Annotated in this window: 21 protein-coding genes and 2 pseudogenes; 8 read left to right on the top strand and 15 right to left on the bottom strand. The window is 58.5% G+C overall.

Annotation, left to right across the window (positions count from 1 at the left end):
- Positions 1 to 31 precede the first annotated feature (31 nt).
- Complete coding sequence (locus tag JFV26_RS29845; RefSeq protein WP_201197257.1) at positions 32 to 1,030, bottom strand: bile acid:sodium symporter family protein; 999 nt, start codon at positions 1,028 to 1,030, stop codon at positions 32 to 34.
- A gap of 130 nt (positions 1,031 to 1,160) precedes the next feature.
- On the opposite strand from JFV26_RS29845, the pseudogene JFV26_RS33895 reads away from it, so the two are divergent.
- Positions 1,161 to 1,298: pseudogene (locus JFV26_RS33895) on the top strand (RidA family protein); the annotation flags it as partial.
- Between the two features lie 377 nt (positions 1,299 to 1,675).
- Positions 1,676 to 3,388 (top strand): amidase, encoded by a 1,713-nt coding sequence (locus JFV26_RS29840; protein WP_201197232.1) that lies wholly within the window; start codon positions 1,676 to 1,678, stop codon positions 3,386 to 3,388.
- Between the two features lie 133 nt (positions 3,389 to 3,521).
- On the opposite strand, the gene JFV26_RS29835 is transcribed toward JFV26_RS29840, so the two are convergent.
- The 3 genes from JFV26_RS29835 to JFV26_RS29825 form a co-directional block, all read right to left on the bottom strand.
- Positions 3,522 to 4,004, bottom strand: coding sequence for an AAA family ATPase (locus tag JFV26_RS29835; protein ID WP_201197231.1), 483 nt, complete (start codon positions 4,002 to 4,004; stop codon positions 3,522 to 3,524).
- A 181-nt stretch (positions 4,005 to 4,185) separates the two neighbouring features.
- Positions 4,186 to 4,980, bottom strand: a complete 795-nt coding sequence (locus JFV26_RS29830; protein ID WP_201197230.1) for a glycosyltransferase — start codon at positions 4,978 to 4,980, stop codon at positions 4,186 to 4,188.
- Positions 4,981 to 5,051: 71 nt separating this feature from the next.
- Positions 5,052 to 5,261, bottom strand: a complete 210-nt coding sequence (locus JFV26_RS29825; RefSeq protein WP_201197229.1) for a co-regulatory protein PtrA N-terminal domain-containing protein — start codon at positions 5,259 to 5,261, stop codon at positions 5,052 to 5,054.
- Between the two features lie 174 nt (positions 5,262 to 5,435).
- Between JFV26_RS29825 and JFV26_RS29820 the strand changes: the two are divergent.
- Positions 5,436 to 5,705 (top strand): annotated as a pseudogene (locus JFV26_RS29820) (alpha/beta fold hydrolase); the annotation flags it as partial.
- Positions 5,706 to 5,714: 9 nt separating this feature from the next.
- On the opposite strand, the gene JFV26_RS29815 reads toward JFV26_RS29820, so the two are convergent.
- Positions 5,715 to 6,128 (bottom strand): DUF1801 domain-containing protein, encoded by a 414-nt coding sequence (locus JFV26_RS29815; protein WP_201197228.1) that lies wholly within the window; start codon positions 6,126 to 6,128, stop codon positions 5,715 to 5,717.
- A gap of 178 nt (positions 6,129 to 6,306) precedes the next feature.
- Here JFV26_RS29815 and JFV26_RS29810 point away from each other — a divergent pair, with 178 nt between their 5' ends.
- Positions 6,307 to 6,969, top strand: coding sequence for a glutathione S-transferase family protein (locus tag JFV26_RS29810; protein ID WP_201197227.1), 663 nt, complete (start codon positions 6,307 to 6,309; stop codon positions 6,967 to 6,969).
- 8 nt (positions 6,970 to 6,977) lie between these two features.
- Here JFV26_RS29810 and JFV26_RS29805 read toward each other — a convergent pair whose 3' ends face one another.
- From JFV26_RS29805 to JFV26_RS29790, 4 genes are all read right to left on the bottom strand, one after another.
- A complete protein-coding gene (locus JFV26_RS29805) occupies positions 6,978 to 7,367 on the bottom strand; it encodes a c-type cytochrome (RefSeq protein WP_201197226.1) in 390 nt (129 codons plus the stop codon).
- Between the two features lie 452 nt (positions 7,368 to 7,819).
- On the bottom strand, positions 7,820 to 8,023 hold the full coding sequence (locus tag JFV26_RS29800) for a hypothetical protein (protein WP_201197225.1): 204 nt from the start codon (positions 8,021 to 8,023) through the stop codon (positions 7,820 to 7,822).
- Positions 8,024 to 8,166: 143 nt separating this feature from the next.
- Complete coding sequence (locus tag JFV26_RS29795) at positions 8,167 to 8,487, bottom strand: hypothetical protein (RefSeq protein WP_201197224.1); 321 nt, start codon at positions 8,485 to 8,487, stop codon at positions 8,167 to 8,169.
- Between the two features lie 75 nt (positions 8,488 to 8,562).
- Entirely contained in the window at positions 8,563 to 9,480 is a 918-nt protein-coding gene (locus JFV26_RS29790) for a LysR family transcriptional regulator (RefSeq protein WP_201197223.1), read from the bottom strand.
- Positions 9,481 to 9,580: 100 nt separating this feature from the next.
- Here JFV26_RS29790 and JFV26_RS29785 point away from each other — a divergent pair, with 100 nt between their 5' ends.
- Positions 9,581 to 10,243 (top strand): NADPH-dependent F420 reductase, encoded by a 663-nt coding sequence (locus tag JFV26_RS29785; protein WP_201197222.1) that lies wholly within the window; start codon positions 9,581 to 9,583, stop codon positions 10,241 to 10,243.
- 25 nt (positions 10,244 to 10,268) lie between these two features.
- Here the strand turns inward: JFV26_RS29785 and JFV26_RS29780 are convergent, their stop codons facing one another.
- Both JFV26_RS29780 and JFV26_RS29775 read right to left on the bottom strand, forming a co-directional pair.
- On the bottom strand, positions 10,269 to 11,357 hold the full coding sequence (locus tag JFV26_RS29780; protein ID WP_201197221.1) for a polyamine ABC transporter substrate-binding protein: 1,089 nt from the start codon (positions 11,355 to 11,357) through the stop codon (positions 10,269 to 10,271).
- Between the two features lie 48 nt (positions 11,358 to 11,405).
- Positions 11,406 to 12,707: an NAD(P)/FAD-dependent oxidoreductase gene (locus JFV26_RS29775; RefSeq protein ID WP_201197220.1), complete on the bottom strand. Its 1,302-nt coding sequence runs from the start codon at positions 12,705 to 12,707 to the stop codon at positions 11,406 to 11,408.
- A gap of 157 nt (positions 12,708 to 12,864) precedes the next feature.
- Between JFV26_RS29775 and JFV26_RS29770 the strand changes: the two genes are divergently transcribed.
- A complete protein-coding gene (locus JFV26_RS29770; protein ID WP_201197219.1) occupies positions 12,865 to 13,761 on the top strand; it encodes a LysR family transcriptional regulator in 897 nt (298 codons plus the stop codon).
- A 54-nt stretch (positions 13,762 to 13,815) separates the two neighbouring features.
- Entirely contained in the window at positions 13,816 to 14,109 is a 294-nt protein-coding gene (locus tag JFV26_RS29765; RefSeq protein WP_201197256.1) for a DUF4189 domain-containing protein, read from the top strand.
- Between the two features lie 65 nt (positions 14,110 to 14,174).
- Here JFV26_RS29765 and JFV26_RS29760 read toward each other — a convergent pair whose 3' ends face one another.
- The 3 genes from JFV26_RS29760 to JFV26_RS33890 form a co-directional block, all read right to left on the bottom strand.
- Positions 14,175 to 14,864: a phytanoyl-CoA dioxygenase family protein gene (locus JFV26_RS29760; protein ID WP_201197218.1), complete on the bottom strand. Its 690-nt coding sequence runs from the start codon at positions 14,862 to 14,864 to the stop codon at positions 14,175 to 14,177.
- Between the two features lie 138 nt (positions 14,865 to 15,002).
- The gene (locus JFV26_RS29755; protein ID WP_201197217.1) at positions 15,003 to 15,872 is read right to left on the bottom strand and encodes a GyrI-like domain-containing protein; all 870 of its coding nucleotides are present in this window, start codon (positions 15,870 to 15,872) and stop codon (positions 15,003 to 15,005) included.
- A 319-nt stretch (positions 15,873 to 16,191) separates the two neighbouring features.
- The gene (locus JFV26_RS33890; protein WP_242487943.1) at positions 16,192 to 16,521 is read right to left on the bottom strand and encodes a GNAT family N-acetyltransferase; all 330 of its coding nucleotides are present in this window, start codon (positions 16,519 to 16,521) and stop codon (positions 16,192 to 16,194) included.
- Positions 16,522 to 16,843: 322 nt separating this feature from the next.
- Between JFV26_RS33890 and JFV26_RS29745 the strand changes: the two genes are divergently transcribed.
- The gene (locus tag JFV26_RS29745) at positions 16,844 to 17,326 is read left to right on the top strand and encodes a hypothetical protein (RefSeq protein ID WP_242487942.1); all 483 of its coding nucleotides are present in this window, start codon (positions 16,844 to 16,846) and stop codon (positions 17,324 to 17,326) included.
- Positions 17,327 to 17,629: 303 nt separating this feature from the next.
- On the opposite strand, the gene JFV26_RS29740 is transcribed toward JFV26_RS29745, so the two are convergent.
- On the bottom strand, positions 17,630 to 18,952 hold the full coding sequence (locus tag JFV26_RS29740; protein WP_201197216.1) for a purine-cytosine permease family protein: 1,323 nt from the start codon (positions 18,950 to 18,952) through the stop codon (positions 17,630 to 17,632).
- Positions 18,953 to 18,987 lie beyond the last annotated feature (35 nt).

Here is an 18,987-nt window from a genome sequence, read left to right as displayed (position 1 = left end):
ACGTCGCCCGCGCCCATATGATCGAAGCCGATCAAGGATCCACCTGCCCCATCATTTCAGCCACCGTTTCCGTGCGATTGGCATAACGCTGCGCCAACACCGCACAGACCATCAATTGAATCTGGTGAAACAACATCAACGGCAGAATCAACACGCCCAACGTGCTGCCAGCGAACAGCACCTGGGCCATCGGCACGCCGGTCGCCAGGCTTTTCTTCGAGCCGCAGAAGAGGATGGTGATGCGGTCTTCCTGATTGAAGCCGAAGGCTTTGCTCAGCACGGTGGACGCGATTAATACCAGGGCGAGTACGACACAGCAAGCGACCACCAGCCCAGCCAGCTCCCAGAGCGGGATTTGGTGCCAGATGCCTTCGTTCACTGCCTCGCTGAAAGCACCGTAGACCACCAGCAGGATCGAGCCCTGATCGACGAATTTCAGCCAGGTCTTGTTACGCGCCACCCAGTTGCCGACCCAGCGCCGGGCGATCTGCCCGGCCACGAACGGCAGCAGCAGTTGCACGCTGATTTTCAGAATCGCATCGAGGGTCGAACTGCCCTCGCCGTGTACGTTCAACAGCAACGTCACCAGCAACGGCGTGAGAAAGATCCCGAACAGGCTGGACGCCGCCGCACTGCAAATCGCCGCCGGAACGTTGCCACGCGCCAGAGAGGTGAAGGCAATCGCCGACTGTACGGTGGCGGGCAGCGCGCAGAGGTAGAGCATGCCCATGTACAGATCGTTGCCGACCAGTGGCGACAGCACCGGTTTGAGTGCCAGGCCCAGCAGCGGAAACAGGACGAAGGTCAGGCTGAACACCAGCAAATGCAGGCGCCAATGACCGGCGCCGGCGATGATCGACTCGCGCGAGAGTTTGGCGCCATGCAGAAAAAACAGCAGGGCAATGGCGATGTTGGTCAGCCAGCCAAAACCGACCGCGACCTGGCCGCTGGCAGGCAGGAAGCTAGCGAGGATCACCACGCTGATCAGGGCCAGGGTGAAGTTGTCGGGTAAAAATCGAGGGCGGGTCATCAGTAGGGTCATCCGGGGCGCCAGGAACGTTGCGACCACTCTATCGCGCCGGCCGATGACCGACTAACGCCAAAAAGCCAGTAGATAGCGCCCAAAGGACATGAGCGCGCCTCAAAACGAAATCGCCTGACAAATCTGGAAGATCGTGCCCGAACTCCGGGGCAATGCGCCGCACCCGACACTAACGGGCGTCGGCGTCACGTGGCTGTACGGTTTTGATTTTGAGATCAAGGTGATCGCCAGGCTTCCAGACACCCGCGGCAGCTGATCCGACCTGCGAAAGCCATCGCCTGCCGCGTCTTCATGACGACACAACCGGCAGGCGAACCGTTACACCGATTCCGGCTTGGTGTTAAATAGAGCGCTAAGTGTGCAGGCCCTGCGCCTGATACCCGTCAGTCAAGGACTTGAACAGCGCAATCCTTGTGGGAGCGAGCCTGCTCGCGATAGCGGTCTTACATTCAACACACGTGTTGTCTGCCAGTCCGTTATCGCGAGCAGGCTCGCTCCCACAGGTTCTGCGCCTTGACTGACGGGTATTGTGCCCAGCCCCTGCCAGGAAATCAGTGCAACGAGAGCCAAGATGAGCCCCCATTTTCAGAGCAGCATTCCCCGCGCCCCCCATCAGCCGTCGGCGGTAACAGCATGATCGAGGTCACCGAAGTTTCCATTGCGCAATTGCGTGCCGCGCTCGAATCCGGCCAGACCACGGCGGTTGAACTGGTGCAGGCCTACCTGGCCCGGATCGATGCCTACGACGGCCCCGACACCCCCACCGCCCTCAACGCATTGGTGGTGCGTAACCCCGAGGCGCTGAACGAAGCGCAGGCGTGCGATGCCCGTCGGGCCAAAGGCGAGACACTCGGTCCGCTCGATGGCATTCCCTACACGGCCAAGGACAGTTATCTGATCAAGGGGCTCACCGCCGCTTCCGGCAGCCCCGCCTTCGCCAACCTGATTGCCTATCGCGATGCGTTTACCATCGAACGCCTGCGCGCGGCCGGGGCGATTTGCCTGGGCAAGACCAACATGCCGCCGATGGCGAATGGCGGGATGCAGCGCGGGGTCTATGGCCGTGCCGAGAGCCCGTACAACGCGCACTACCTGACCGCGCCCTTCGCGTCCGGCTCATCGAACGGCGCCGGTACCGCTACCGCGGCGAGTTTCGCGGCATTCGGTCTGGCGGAGGAAACCTGGTCGAGCGGACGCGGCCCGGCCTCGAACAATGGCTTGTGCGCCTACACGCCTTCGCGCGGAGTGATCTCGGTGCGCGGCAACTGGCCATTGACGCCGACCATGGACGTTGTCGTGCCGTTTGCCAGAACCATGGCTGACCTGCTCGAAGTACTCGACGTGGTGGTCGCGGAGGACACCGACACACGCGGCGATTTGTGGCGGATGCAACCCTGGGTACCGATCCCGAGTGTCGCCTCGGTGCGTCCTGTCTCTTATGCCGAGCTTGCCGTAACGTCCGATGCGCTCGCCGGAAAGCGCCTCGGCGTTCCCCGCATGTACATCAACGCGGACTCCGAAGCGGGCACGTCTGAAGCGCCGGGGATTGGTGGGCCGACGGGGCAACGGATCAACACCCGCGCTTCGGTGATCGAGCTCTGGAAGCAGGCTCGCCAGGCACTGGAAGCTGCGGGCGCTGAAGTCATTGAAGTCGACTTCCCGCTGGTCTCCAATTGCGAGGGTGATCGTCCGGGTGCGCCGACAGTGTTCAATCGCGGCATCGTTTCCAAGGAATTCCTGCACCATGAACTGTGGGACCTGACGGCCTGGGCGTTTGATGATTTCCTGCAGGCCAACGGCGATCCGAAACTCAATCGCCTGGTCGACGTCGACGGACCGCTGATCTTCCCGCATGACCCAGGCACCCTGCCCAACCGTGAAGGCGACCTCGCCGCCGGCATGGACGAATACGTGCGGATGGCCGAGCGCGGCATCACCCCGTGGAACCAGATCAGCAGCGTGCCGGACGGACTCCGCGGGCTCGAACAGACCCGTCGACTCGACCTTGAACACTGGATGGATCGACTCGGCCTCGACGCGGTGCTCTTCCCGACCGTCGCCGATGTCGGCCCGGCGGATTGCGATGTCAATCCAACGTCGGCGGACATCGCCTGGAGCAACGGCATCTGGGTCGCCAACGGCAACCTCGCGATCCGCCACCTCGGGGTGCCGACTGTGACTGTGCCGATGGGTGTCATGGCGGACATCGGCATGCCGGTCGGGCTGACCTTTGCAGGTCGTGCGTATGACGATTCGACGTTGCTGCGCTTGGCTTCGGCGTATGAGTCGACAGGGACGAAGCGCCGGGGCCCTCCTCGCACACCGCCATTGTCGACTGGCAAGTAACAGAACGGGCGGGAGTGGGGCGTCATTCGCCCCATTCGCACCAGCGACGCCTCGAAGCGCCCCAAGCAGAAACAGCTGCATCCAGAAATCCCGGGGCACTTCGATTTTGTCGGTGGTGCGTGCAAAGACGGTTCTACGAATGAATAACGATAGCCAGTCCCTCTTGCGCCTCAGGAACTTTGAAGTAGCGGGTGATCAGATCAAACTCGGCATCCGTCGCTGCGAAATCGTGATCGCCTGTCGCGTTCCGTGCACGCAACCTGGCTCGGCACGTATCGTCATCCACCTCCAGATAATGCAGGCAATGCTGCACCTTGGCACGCTCTGCCAAGGTACGCAGCCACTCGCGATTCGCGACCGTGTTGGCCGGAAAATCAAGGACTACACAAACACCTGCCGTCAGCATATCGACGACTAACGGCCCCAACACTTCGCGTACACGCAACGCGTACCGAACGTAATCGGTCACCGAATGAATCTCTTGCGGATAGAGCTGCGAAAGCCAGCGGTCCTCGCTGAGCAGAATCGCCACGTGCTGGTCGGCAAGCGCTTTGGCCAGCGTCGATTTACCCGAAGCGATCTTGCCGCACATCAGGTGCAGGGTGGTTGCTGTCATGGGAGCTCTTCCTTGTAGCGGGTCAATGATGATGCCTAGGGCGTGTTGCCGGGGCAATGGACCAGACAGACGAGTCCGCTTTCTGGCCAAAAGCAGCCGCTGACAAATGAATGAAAACGACTGTCGAACCGGGATGTCGGACAAATCTGCAGAGGACTGCGCCTGCGCTGGCGCTATCAAACTAGCAAGCCTTCAACGTGCTCCCTCGGGTGATCTGCTCGTACATCTTGACCCTTCGGTGATTGCGCGAATATCCCCCCATCGCTGAAACGGTGCCACTTTGAATATGATCCAGATAACTAAACATCTTTCGCGGCGATATGAACCCCACCTGATAGCCCCGCGCAACCATTCTGTCTTGCAACTCATAACCTGGATTACGATCATCCATTTGAAAGTGAAACCCGCATTGCTTGATAAGCGCCGCATTCCATAGCGTGCAAAAGCTCTTCAAGTGCGTTTCTCTATAGGGTTTTGGTGCTCTTGCCTTGAAGCCCAGCGCTAACAGATACCGTCGAGTGTAGTGCTTGAAAAACCGTGAAATCATCCGCCAGGTTGAACGAGCGATGCCTCGATCCAATTGCTCCAGGCATCCCACAGCCGCAACTTCGCGTGGGCCAGTGCACTGACCAAGCATCATGGCGAACACTGCCGGGTCGTAAATAAACGTATCGGTGTGCAACAGAAACAGATAGTCGGTTTCAACATGGTCCAAAGCGAGATCCAGTGCCCGGCCATGGGCAATATTTCCCGCCTCAGGGCAGGAGCTTTTCCGTTCGATCAGTTGAATCCAGTCCAATGTCCGCAGGTAATCGCTGCTTGCATCGTTGGAGTTGTTATCAACCACAATCACAGGAACACCCGTCCCCCGCAAAGCCTCCTGCAAAAACGCGAGACAGGTTTTAGTCAGTTCAAGTGTTTTATAGTTAACCAACGCAATGCTGTAGTTTGCTGTCGTGGGAGAGGGGCGGGTCATAGCCTGTTGAACCTCGATTATTTAACCGATACAGCGGATGACTTCTTAAAGTTCATGGCGTGAGTGCACGATCAATTCGAACGGGCGGTATCGCCAGACGATGTTGTCTGAATACTGGCAGTTTCAGTTGCAGTTGCAGCCCCGGACTGTTGGTACGTTGTCATCGCGGATGCTCTTGCAGCCTCCATCCTGGCCATGACGGTGTCGCCTCCGCTTTCGGCCATCGCGGCGACAGAGGCACTCATCAATGTCACGATCAAAAAAACCTTCAGGGTGTTCATGGGATAGCTCCAGTATTGTGTTCAGCCAACACACTGTTGGCGGGTTTGAACTCATTCTGTAGCGCTCGGCCGTTCACCCTGTTCCCCGCAAAATGAATTTTTATTCAGGTTGGTTATCGAGTTGGTTTTCTGGCTACCTGATGAGGGACGATTACCCCGTGAGATCCTCGGGGCGCCCGGCCCGGCGTCATGCGTGCGGCGTTCGCGCTGTTGCGCAACATTCGTCAGGATGCCGTGGACAATGAGGCGTCGATGAAGACGCGACTGACGATGCCGGTATTGGCCGTCGGCGGTGAGAAATCCTTCGGCAACAACGAAGCCATCGTGATGCGCAATGCCGCAGACAAGGTCACGGAAGTGGTGGTGCCGGGGGCCGGCCATTGGCTGATGGAAGAAGCGCCTGCCCAGACCATTCGGGCGATACGCGACTTCATCGCACCGTGAAGGTGGAGTTCATTTGGCCCGCTTCGTGGTGTTAAGCGTCACGGCGGCACGAATGAGCGCCGTCAACGCGCTTTCATTAATCTTTTCACCCTCATGAATATCGATGGCACGCCGGGTGCTGCCTTCCAGGCTGGAGTTGAACAGCCCTGAAGGGTCTTCCAGCGAAGCGCCCTTGGCGAAGGTCATTTTCACCGCTGCCTTGTAGGTTTCGCCGGTGCAGAGGATGCCGGCGTGGGACCACACCGGAACGCCCCGCCACTTCACTGCTTCGACCACTTCGGGGTCGGCCTTGTGAATGATCGCGCGGATCTGCGCCAGCGTCTCACCCCGCCAATCACCCAGCTCCCTGATGCGCTCGTCGATCAGCGACGACGCCGCATCGCCCGCCCCCGCTTCGCTTGCGCCGTTCGTGTCCTTCGTCATGCTTGCCTCCTCGTGGTGATGGTTGCCGATCCTTGAGTAAAGCTGACAGGCGACTTTCCTCCAGGCAGTCGACGACCGTTGGGTCGGAAGACATCCCGTTACCTGGCGCATGATCGATACTTAAAGGGGTTTGCTGTTTGCAAGTCGTGCGCTCACCCTTTCACCGAGGAACTGAAAGATGCCGCTGACGCTTTACTACCATCCGCTCTCGTCGTTCTGCCACAAAGTGCTGATTGCACTTTACGAAAACGGCAGCGAGTTCGAGAAAAGGATCATCGATCTGGGGAATGAGGTCGACAGAGCCGAGCTCCAAGCCCTGTGGCCGATCGGCAAATTCCCGGTCATCCGCGATCACGCCCGCCAGCGCAGCGTGCCGGAGAGCACGATCATCATCGAGTACCTGGACCGGTTTTATCCGGGGCAACATCCGCTGGTTCCAGCCGATTGGGAGAGCGCGCTGGAGGTGCGTTTGTGGGATCGGTTTTTCGACCATTATGTGCAGGTGCCGATGCAGCGGATTGTGGCGGATCGCCTGTTCGCCACTCATGGCGATTTGACCAAAGAACGCGCCCTGCTGGCGACGGCGTACCGCATGCTTGAGCACCAGATGGCGTCCAGAATCTGGGTGGCCGGCGCGCAGTTCAGCATGGCCGACTGCGCGGCGGTCCCGGCGTTGTTCTATGCCGGCACGCTCGTGGCGTTTCCCGACGACGCCAGCCATTTGCGTGCCTATTTTGAAAGGCTGATGAATCGACCTTCAGTGCAACGGGTCATCGACGAGGCCAAGCCGTATTTTGCGCACTATCCGTTTGCAGAGGCCATCCCGATGCGGTTTCGCTGACATTCAGATCACTGCGGCTGAAACGTCTGGAGGTAAGCCAACAGGTTTTCGATCTTTTCCGGATCGCTGATGCCCCAGAAGATCATCCGGGTTCCGGACACCACACCTTTGGGGTTTTCGATGTAGGCGGCGAGTTTTTCTCGGGTCCAGACCACGCCAGAGTTTTTCATCGCATCGGAGTATTGGTAGTCCGTCGTGCTGCCGGCCGTGCGCCCGATGATGCCATTGAGCTGCGGCCCAAAACCGCCCCGCGCGGATTCGCCGACCTGGTGGCAGCCGCCGCAGGTTTTGCTGAACAGTTTACCGCCCGCTTCGGCCTCGCCGGCCGCGACTGCCTGGGTGCCGAGCAGTCCAGAGGTGAGCAATAAGGCGAAGATCAGTACTGCGGCTTGCTTCATGTAACGGCTCCGGTATGGCTGACAGAAACGGGCCGCTATTTCAGCATGGCAGGCGTCTGTATCGAAGCCTTATATTGCCGGGCTGGCAATAGCACCGTTCCATCCTGCGACGCTTCGCCTGGAAAGCAATCGGTCTAAAAAGCCCGGCCAGGGATTTAAACCCTTTGCTATGCTCAAGGGTGTAGGTGAAGACGCAGACTGATGCGCAAGAGGATAGCGAGGACGCGTGGGGCGCGCTCCGAAGGGTACACGGTTAGAAAGATCTCCGCGCTGAGATCCAGCCCTTATGCCGTGTGAGGCAGGAAAGCACAAAACTTTTCTGTGAGAGGCCTGATAAATCTCGTAAGCCGGAGACCAGCACCGGCCACCTACTCAATTTTCAAAGCCCGCCTTGCGCGGGCTTTTTCATGATCCGGGCAGGCACTTGCTGCAACCTGTCCCTCCTCTTTCAATTAGTCGTGCAGCAACCCGGAACTGTACTCATTGAAGTTGTTGCCAATGGCGCTGCCGCCAAAATTCAGCTTGTTGGCGTTGCGGCCATCAAATTGCTGGCAGCCATCGGAGAAGCAAGTGCTAGTGCTCATGCCGGAACCGGAACACGCACTCAGGAGCAAGGCACCGGCGATCAACACGACTTTGAAGAGATTCGATTTCATTTTTCCGTTCCCTTTGGCTGCAAGCATGGCCATACACAACCTGAAGCCATCATCGTATGCCGCCGGCATACCTGAAACATAATGAAACATCGCAAGCCGACAGCATTGGTTCAGCTAGCAGGTTGAACGGCTCTGCAACCCCCTCATTTACGCGCCAACTTATACTTCACGCAGTCTTCATAGAAGCTCTTGCGGATCGCCTCGGGCTTGAAATGCGACTTGCTGTCATACGTTTGTTCGGTGATGCCCATGGCCAGCATTCGCATCCACGACTTGGTAAACGGATAAGCCTGGAGCTTCTGGCGCGCGGCATATAACGAAACACCCGACAGCTTGAGTTCCTGAGCCCTCGCCGCCGTCCCCGCACCCCAGCTACACATATACCGATCATTGGCCATCAGCTCTTTGGCCTCGACCGGGATTGCAACGCTCACCAGGGCAAACGAGATCAATACATTGCGCAATTGAATTCCACCTAACCACCTGAAAGTGAAGCGATTCTGGCGATTTGTTTCGAAGTGCGGGGCCAGCAAAATGCCTTATACGCTGCCAACCCTGTAGATAGCGGTACCAAAGCGCTGATACGCAGCATCGATAAAGTGCCGCAGCTTGGCGGTTCTCAGCCGATTCGCCGTGTAGAGCAAGTGCATGTGTCGACTCGGCGCTTCGTAATCGGCGAACAGCCGCACCAACTCGCCGCTTCGCAGCGCGGACGCAAGAAAGTCTTCAGGCCCAAGGACAATTCCGAACCCGTCCAGCGCTGCCGACAACAGGGCTTTGCTCTCATTGACCTGCAAGCGACTGGTGACGGGGATCCGATGAATGACCGCGCCTTGGCAAAAGACCCATTCGCGGTCAGCCGGACGGGACCAATAGGCATAGCCCAGGCACTCATGGTGCTTGAGGTCATCCGGTGTTTGAGGCGTTCCGCGTTCCGCCAGATAGTCTGGCGCGGCACATGCCACCAACCGGTAAGGCGCCAACGGCCTGGCGGTCAGACTGGAGGAAACCAAAGGGCCGATCCTGAACGCCACTTCGAACCCCTCCTCCACCAGATCGACAAAACGATCGGTCAGGTGCAGGTCGATTTCGACCTCCGGGTGCTGGCGCAAAAACGCTGTCACGAAGGGCATCAGGCTGTAGGAGCCGAACGTCATGGGCGCGCTGATTTTCAGTTTGCCGCGCGGGGTGTCATTCATGACCTGTGCCAGAGAGTCGGCGGCCTGCGCCTCACTCAGAATGTGCTTGCAGCGCTCGTAGTAGGCGCTGCCCAGTTCGGTCAGGCTTTGGCGCCGGGTGGTCCGGTTGAGCAGCCGCGCGCCCAGCCGAAGCTCCAGCGCGGCAACATGTTTGGCGACCATCTGCGGTGACAGGCCCAAGCGCTCCGCAGCGCTGGCGTAGGAGCCGGATTCCGCCGCCATCACAAACGCGCCCATGCTCGTCAGACGATCCATCATTCAACACTCCCGGTAATGAGACTAAGTACCCGATGATTATTTATCTGCCATTGGTTGGCAATCATCATGGACGCTTCCTACCAATCAAGGGAGCAACGACATGCGAATCGGCATTATTGGAGCAGGTTTTATCGGACGTGCGGTGGCGCAACTGGTCATCGCGGCGGGACACGAGGCCATGCTCAGCAACTCTCGCGGCCCACAGACCATGAGCAGTATCCTCAGCGGTATTCGCGGCAGTCAGGTCGGCACAATTGAAGAGGCGGCACAGTTTGGCGACGTCGTGCTCGTGGCCATTCCCCTGGCGCATTACCGAAGCCTGCCGGCGCGCTTGCTGGAAGGCAAAACCGTGCTGGATGCCAACAACTATTACCCCGGACGCGACGGCCACATCGCCGCCCTCGACCGCTTCGAAACCACCACCAGCCGCCTGCTCGCCGAGCATCTGCCCGACGCGAATGTGGTGAAGGTGTTCAACGCCATCCTCGCCCAGGACCTGGTGCAAGACGCGCGCCCGGCAGCGGCGCCGGACCGACGGGCACTGCCGATCGCGGCGGATGATCCGGGCGCTAAAGCCCTGGTGATCAAGTTGCTGGACGAGATTGGATTCGACGCGGTGGATGCCGGCAGCCTGGATGAAAGCTGGCGCTTTGAACGGGCCAAACCCGCCTACTGCATTCCGCTGGATAAAGAAGGGTTGAAGGCGGCCTTGGCCGCAGCCGAGCGCGAGGTCGAATTGCCCGATGGGTCGTGGCGCCGCTGAACGGCCCACGACCCCGGCACAGTTCTCAGGTATTGGTCTTCAGCTTGTTCCACAAACGCGTGGTCAACCGCGCGATGGCCGGTGGCAGGTCCTCGACGATGAACAGCTTGTCGAGCACCGTTTTGGGCGGGTAAATCGCCGGGTCCTGCTTCACGTCCGGGGTGACCAACGCATCCGCCGCGATATTGGGGTTGGCGTAGTGGATGCTGTTGCTGATGTTGGCGATGACCTTGGGCTCAAGCAGGTAGTTCATGTAGGTGTAGCCATTTTTCTCGTGCGGCGCGGCCTTGGGCATGACCACCATGTCCATCCACAGGGTCGACCCTTCGTCAGGGATCGAATAGGCGATGTTGATACCGTTCCTGGCTTCCTTGGCACTGGCGGCGGCCTGGACGATGTCGCCGTTGAAGCCGATCACTGCGCAGATGTTGCCGTTCGCCAGGTCGCTGACGTACTTGGAGGTGTGGAAATACTGAATGTAAGGCCGGATTTTCAGCAACGCCTGCTCGGCTTTGGCGTAATCCGCCGGTTCGTGACTGTGGTGCGGCAGCCCCAGGTAGTTGAGGGTGATCGGCAGGATCTGCGTCGGGTTATCGATAATCGCCACGCCACACTGGCTCAGCTTTTTGATGTTGTTCTCATCAAAAAACAGGCTCCAGGAATGGGTGACATCGGTGTTGCCGAAGATCGCTTTGATCTTCTCGACGTTGTAGCCGATGCCCGCGGTGCCCCACATGTAGGGATAGCCGTACTGGTTGCCCGGGTCGTTGACCTCGAGCTTTTTCATCAGCGCCGGGTCGAGGTTTTTCCAGTTGGACAACTGGCTTTTATCGAGTTTCTGGATCGCCCCGGCCTTGATCAACCGGGACAGAAAATGGTTCGACGGACTGACCACGTCATAACCGGTATTGCCGGTCATCAACTTCGATTCCAGGACTTCGTTGCTGTCGTGGATGTCGTAAGTCGCCTTGATCCCCGTTTCCTTGGTGAACGTGGGCAACGTATCGTCGGCAATGTAGCCGCTCCAGTTGGAAATATTGACCTGTTCATCGGCGTACGTAACGGCCGAAAACGTTGTGAGCAGTACCGCCAGGGAAACAGGATTGACGCGCATGTTCGATCACCTTTTGAAGAACTTTTATTGTGTGTGATAGCCGGCTTTCTAGATTTCTGTTCTGGCCCTGACCGCCTCCACGCGCATGCGAAGCATGGCACCGATATCGAGAAAGGGTTTGGGCGGCAGCCAGCCGGGCTGAGCCCTTTGCATGACCGACGCCAACAGCGGCGAACGGGTGCCCGCCGCCAGTTCGGCCAGCAGCCGCCCCCAAAGCGTGCCGCGCGCAACGCCTGAGCCATTGCAACCGGCCACGGCAAACACCCCCTCTTCGACCTTGGCGAAATACGCTTGCCCGGAGCGCGAGGCGCTCAGATGACCGGTCCAGCTGTAATCAATGTCTTGCTCGGTCAACCACGGGAATCGGCGCTGCAAGCCCAGCACATGGTGTTTTCTGCGGATGAGAAGATCGCTGTTGGAGAGATCCCGAGCGCGGTATTCAGCCGTGTTGCGGATCATCACGCGACGATCCGGAGTCAGCCGCACCGTGGCGCCCAGCGGCCGGGTCGACAACACGCCCCATGGCTCGACATTGCCCATTGCTTGAAATTCCTGCTCAGTCAACGGCCGTGTGAGGCTGGCGCTGAGTTCCATCGGGAACGTCCCACTGTTCTCGATGCCCGAACGCGTAATGAAGGCGTTCAGGCACACCAGCACCTTGTTCGCCTCAATAACGCCCTCGACGGCCCGAGCTCGAACCCGCGCGGTACCCAGCCGCTCAAGGGCGGTGATATCGGTGTTTTCGTAGAGGGATACATTCGGTGGCAGCGCATCAAGCAGGCCCTTCACATACTTGGCCGGTTGCAGCAAAGCATTGCCGTTGCCGCACCAGATCGCCGCCTGGTAATGGCCGGTTCCGAGTTTTTGCTTGAGCTGTTCACCTTCCAGAAACCGCGCAGACGCACCGACGGCGTCAAGCGTTTGCAGCTTGGCCTCGACATGGGTCAGCTTGGCGGGATCATTCACGGCGAAGAAATAGCCGGCATCCCGAAAATCGCACTCGATGCCGTGCCGGGCAATACGCTGGCGGACTTCGTTGCTGGCGGCGCGTGAAATCGCGGTATCGACTTCATAACCGGCGAAACCCTGATTGCCCAAAAGCTCATCGGTAGTCGGATGTTCGTGGGCCACGACGAACCCGGAATTGCGCGCCGACGCGCCCTGCGCCGCGCGCTGCCGGTCGACAATCACGATGCGCGCCTGAGGATGCATTTCGGCCAGAGAATGAGCGGCACACAACCCGGTAATCCCGGCTCCGATGATCAGCCAATCGGCTTTTTGCGTACCGCTCAGGCGATCATGAACGGGAGAGCTCCCCGCTTGCGCAATCCAGCCACATACATTTTCCATGCGTCACCTCATTTGACCGTCGATCTGCGTGCGGCCTCTCTCTTCACATGCAACAGACGCATGTGAAGTTTGAGATGGCTGCAGCCAGAGCTGGAATTTATAAGGTCCGCAGTGATACAACCAACGTTATAAAATCATCGGGGCATTCTGAAAACGCATGGATAAAATCCGCCACGTCCCATCCCTGCAAGGCCTTCAGGCATTGGTGGAGGTCGCTGACTCCGGCAGCTTCACCCAAGCGGCGCAAAAGCTCTGCCTGACCCAAAGTGCCGTGAGCCGAAAAATCCAGCAGTTGGAGACTCACTTCGGCGTGCCGCTTTTTGTGCGCAGCAGCCGTAGCCTTCAACTGACCGTGGAAGGCGAACAGGTGCTGGCGAGTGCGCGCAACATCCTGGGGCAACTGATAACCCTCGAAGATCGGCTGTCCCCGCAAAAGCGGCCCTTTCGCATACGCATGCACGTCTCACTGGCGGTTCGCTGGCTGCTGCCAAAACTGAGCGACTTCTACCTGCGCCACCCGGACGTTTCCCTGTCGATCGAAACCGTGGCCACGGAAATCGTTGAACCGGCCAGCGATAGCGACGCCTACATCCTCTACCTGCCCGAGCCGTCGAACGACCCTGCCAGCCTGACCCTCTTCGAGGAAGCGCTGGTGCCGGTGTGCGCGCCGGGACTCAGCGACTTGACGCATCCGCTGAACTCAGTGGACGACCTTGTGCGCTTCGCGCTGCTGCATCGCTCGGCGGACAAGCAAGCGTGGATCGACTGGCTGGCGGCCAATGACGGAAAATCGCTGGAAGATTACCGGCACATTCCCTTCAACCTTGACGAGTTGGCGCTGGATGCGGCGGCGCGGGGTTTGGGGGTGGCAATGACGGATCTGACCCTGGCGCAGGAGTCACTGGATCGTGGGGTGCTGGTGGTTCCGTTTGGGCAGCCACTGAGGACTCGGGGAATTTACTCATTGTGCCCGCAGCCTTCGGCGGCATCGCATCCGGCGTGTGATGTGATCATGCAATGGTTTGCGTTGCAGGCTGGGCAGGTTGCGAGTTGAATGGGTGACAACACTGCCAAAAGCACCTCTAACCTCTTTATCCAGGGGAACAGGATGAACGAAAAAAACGAGCGCCAGTGCATCTATTGGGTCTTGTTCGCCTTGATGGCGATCAACCTTTCGCTGACCGCGGGATGTTCGAGCAAATCTTCCTCGGCCCGCTATTCAGCCTCTGGCTCAAACTGCTATGCAACGGCGGTGCCGACAACTGGCGAGGGCGGCCTCGCATGGGGCGATACCTTGAACATGGCTCGCCAAAAATCCCTGGATAATTGCATGCGCTATGCCGGCCAATCCGGTGGCACGCCGAGTACCTGCCAAGTGGTGTTGGCCAAGTGTAAAAATTGATAGAGCGGGTCAAAAAGCCAATGCATAAAGCCCGGCCCCAGCAATGTCCACAGGAAAGTCCGTAGCTATCCGGAGCGGTTGATTGACGGGAGCAACTCGTTTGGATCGAACCTGTCCGTCGTGTCCATCCGAATACTGCGCAGGCTCACCGTTTCCAGGTGTGACGCGTATAGAGGCTCCGAAAAATAGCTGATCAGGATGGAGCGACGGCGTGCGCCGATTGAGTTCCGGCTACCCGCATGCACTAAATCGACATCAAACACCAAGATGTCACCCGCGCAGCCTGAAAGCAGCACGGACCGGGACTCGTCATTGAAATCGAATGGTGGCTCGCCCTGCTCAGGGCGATGGCTTGCGGGGACGATACGTGTCGCGCCGTTCTCGGGGCCAAAATCGTCGAAATAAGCGATGGCGTTCACCATGTCGCCTGGCCGCTGGACCGACAAGTCGCGGTGCAGCCGCTGATGACCGCCCCCGGCAAGCGGCTCGCGACCCTCCACCTGCGAGAGGAAGAACCGTTCTCCGATCAGCTCACCCACCACCGCCAGCACCTGCGGCAGACGACACACAGCCTGAACCTTCGAATCAGAGTCCAACAGCGAATGGCGCCAATCCATGCCACGCGGCACTGGCCATTGGCCCGACGGCTTCACGCCCGCATCGAACACGGCACGCAGGTCACCCAGCCACTCGGCCGGGATCGCTCGACGGAGCAGTGCATAGCCATTTCGATGAAGTTGCTCGCGGTCAGTCATAGTGTCCTCAACTCAATTCCCTTACGACCAATGCGTCCCTGTAATGGCGCGGCCTGGGCCTGTCACGACCGGCAGCAGAGCCCCCCGGGCAGACACTCGTCAACATTAGTTCAGAGCCGAAAGCTGCGCCCCCCCCCACTATTGCAGCGGAACATACACATCCGTTTGCCATTGATCCTGGGGTGTCTCGGGATAGACGCTCAGGTAGTGGAAAAACAATGGCTGGTCACGAAGCTCCTCGCCACTGGCAGGAAGCCAATCACGGTAAATCGGATAGATCGTTTCGCCGATGTGATCGGGTGACCCCGTGTGTCGCACCACAACGCATCGACCGCCAGCAATGACGATCTCGCGTACGCCGAACTCATTCGGCGCCACGGCCTCGTGAATCTCGCCGCAGATGGCGAAGCGGAATGCCTGCGCAGGTGTGGTATCGGGGTTGCCATAGGGAATGCCAAAGCTGCGACTCGAGGCCACCGGCGACTGTCCGCTCTGCTTACGCCATTCGATAAACCTGCGCACGCTCTCATTGACGAGCCCGGCGGGGCCGCAGTGTTCAAGCGCTGCGACCCGGACTTCGGGGAATTCCACGATTCGTATTTGCATGATGATAGTCCTGGAAAAGTGAGGGATGGCGAACACCGCATTCCAGACCTGCCAGTTCGGCTCCTTCCTGAACGCACTCGGCGTCATGCCGAATGCTCGCCTGAATGCCCTGCAAAATGCCTCGGGACTTTCGAAGCCGGCACCGAGGGCGGCCTCCAGTACCGAGTGATCCGCGAGGGCGGCCAGCCGATGTGCCGCGCGTCGTAGCCGCATCAGTTGCACATAACGTGAAACAGGTACGCCGACGAACGCGGTGAATTGTCGATGGAAGTGAAACGCCGAAAAGTTCGCCACATGGCTCAACGTATTCACCGACAGGTCACCTTCGAGATTCTCGTCAATGTAGGCGAGTACGGCGTTGAAACGTTTGGTGTAAGCGAAGTTGATCGGCGTGTCAGACACTGGGGCAACGCTCCTGGAAGTACGGTCGGCAATAGAGTCGACTATCGCGGCGTGAACGTGCCTAGCCGCGTTTGCTCAAGGCGCATTTTGGGTTGGAACATCCCATCACCCCTGCGACGCTTGCCACTGAACTCTCGTCAGTCCGTAGCACTTCGCCAAGGCAGGCGCAGCGGATATTTTCAGTTCGGCGTCATACAAGTGCACTGCGCCCAACTTCATCGTGGCCTTTTGCGAACGAAGGTTCGAAGGCGCGATGTGGAAATATACGATTTCACAGGCCTTGAATGCATGCTCCACCATCAGTCGCTTCAGCTCGCGATTAGTACCGCCCCCATTTCGCACGCACCAAAAAGGTAAAACCGATGACGATGCTGTCGGGCAGATCCGGCGGCGTGTAGTAGCTTGACGTGCCGACAATCTCCCCCGACTCAATATCAATGATTGCGAGCGCCTTCTCCGTAGCCAGTAGCGAGGTGAAGTACGCCTCGAACACCTCGCGCTTATAGCGCTCCCTGGCAGGATGGCCGGCCCAAATATCCGGATCAGCCGCCGCCTGGTACAGACCTTCAAGATCACATTCGGCCAGAGGCTTAAGTCTCAGGGTGCTCCCGCACAAATTGGGTTGCCAGTCGAAGTCATGTGCAAGCATGGATTTCTTTCCAATTGGCCAATGGTCTGGAGCCAGTCTAGGGCGGCGGCTCAATAAGGAAAGATCCAATGCGGCGAGTAATGATGGAGCCAACTTTCGTTGCGATTCTGACTGGCAAATTTGCTCTGGAACGGTTTCACAAAGCCCGGATCCATAGCGGCTGGTGGGCACAAACCTGAAATGGATTAACCACCAGATTACGGGCTCTTTACCCAACAAAAACGTGGTTGTTCCCGGCTCCCTGCTGGTCGAGCAACGCCAAATCCAGATGATGGCACTATGCCTTGTAGTGTTAACATCACGCTAATTCACTGGAGTCTCCATGCGTCTTTTACCGCTGATTTATCTCGCCTCCACTTTCACGCTTGCTGCTTGCAGCATTCCCTACCAAACCCCGCAGGCTAGAACCCAGATTGAACAGGACTTGGGGGTTTCAGCCGATGACCTCATCGCCATATCTGAATCTGGTTTTTGCATGTTGAAGTACGGCGACGAAGCAGTCTGCCACGCCAAGGCTGGTCTGGCAGTGCTCACTCGAAAAGGGTTGATTCTCAGTCTCTATAAAAACGATAAATATGTTCCTGCTCAGGTCCTGAAAACCGCTGATGTGCTCTGCGGCCATACAGCCACATCGCGGGAGGCGGCAGAAGCACTAAATATGTTTACGACGGACTACACCTTTGTATTGCTACCGTTAGATGATCAAAAGAAATGGAATGGGCCGATGCATGAAAAAATGATTGATTATTTATTGGCTAACGGCCAACCGCTGCTGATCGGGAGCGGGGGAAGTCTTCCAAGTTGAGCGACAAAGAAAAAACTGTCAGCGGGCTGATTCCGGGAACGAAAATTCCTTTTTTTACTGAATTCAAATACTCCCAACAGTTCAATCCCTGCCCCGTTGCCAAGGGCTGATGCAAGCCAGGCAAAAGTGTTTCAAGAACCGCCATTTGCTGAACTCAGGCTTGAGGATTCAAAGATCGGTTATGGGCAGGCTTGCAGGTTGCGACCGGCAGTCATCGATCACTGGCAAACCCGCAACCAACATCCCGTTACCCACCCTGCCTTGTCAGTGCGGGAGGGCACGAGATGCCTGGCTGCAAAAAACCTACTCCACTAACTGCAACGGTAACCGGCTACGGCGCGACAACCCCGCCTGCAACACAAACGCAGCGATCACGGTCGATGGCGCAGAAAAACTGCTCAAACCACCGCCAGAAAACATCAACCCAAGCCCCAGCGCCGTAGCGCCAAACCACGCCGTCAAACCTGCCGGGTTAAACGCAGCCACCCTGTCCAGCGACGCCACATCACTGCGCCCGTACAGAATCTGCGCCAACGCCACACCCACCCAGGCCACCACGAAAATCCCCTGATAGGCCAACGCCTTGAGGATGTAGGCAAACACGTCGGCGAGCATCAATCCATAGACGATCACCCCGACCGCCAGCGCCCACATCAAGTACGAACCACGAATGCCGAAGCGTGCAAAGAATGCCTGCATGTTCAGCGTCGCCAGGTAGTAATTGGCGGTGTTGATCCGGGTTTGCGTGGCCCAGACAAACAGCAATCCCCACAAGCCCATCAACTGCAAAATCGCCATCACCACCGAGACTTCGTTCAGCGCGCCGTCATGGGGAATGCTGCTGACCAGGTAGATGCCGGCCGCGCCATTGAGCAGGAAAGTCACCGCATAGAACGGCATGCCGAAGTTCCAGCGACCGTGATACCCGGCGTCCTCGGGCTTGCCAAAACGGGCGTAATCGAAAGTGAACAGCATCAATACCCAGACCCCCATGTACGCGACAAAGCAGTCCCACCAGCCGAAGGCGCTGGGGGTTGCCGGGCCGAAATCCAGCCATTGCGGCTGGTAGCCATACCGACTGATCGATAGCCCCACCGCCACCAGCAAGCCGCCCAGGTACACCGGCAGCAATACGCCGTTGAGCTTGTCCAGCCAGTGCTGCACGCTGCCGAGGATCATTGGCACGCTGTACAGCACCACGATGAGTGCGGCCAGCGGATAGACCAGTTCCGGGTACAGGTGATGGAGCGCGACGGCAATCACCGAGCCTTCGAACACCGCGTAATAGATCGCCGTTGAGAAGAAGATCAAGGTCGCCAGACACGCCCCGGTGCTGCCGAACAATAGCCGCGAAAACAACGCCACCGACAAGCCGCTGCGGATGGCGAAGCGACTGAACACACTGTTGACCAGCCCGTAACTGATCACCGACAGGACCATCCCGATCAGTGCATTGCGCGCACCGAAGGACAACGCCAGTGAAGCACCGACCACGATGTAGAACATCGCACTGCACACCGCCCACCAGGCCATGGTCAGGGACAGTCGGCCCATGCGCGCTTCAGTCGGAACGGGTTGATCGGCCGGGTCTTGCCCGGTTTGACTCGATTGCGATAAAGCAGCCATATGCGTGAACTCCAGAACCAGTCAAAGGTTGAAGC

The organism is Pseudomonas sp. TH31, from assembly GCF_016650815.1.
In the GTDB taxonomy this organism is placed as follows: Bacteria; Pseudomonadota; Gammaproteobacteria; order Pseudomonadales; family Pseudomonadaceae; genus Aquipseudomonas.
This window is presented reverse-complemented; position numbering and strand designations above follow the sequence as displayed.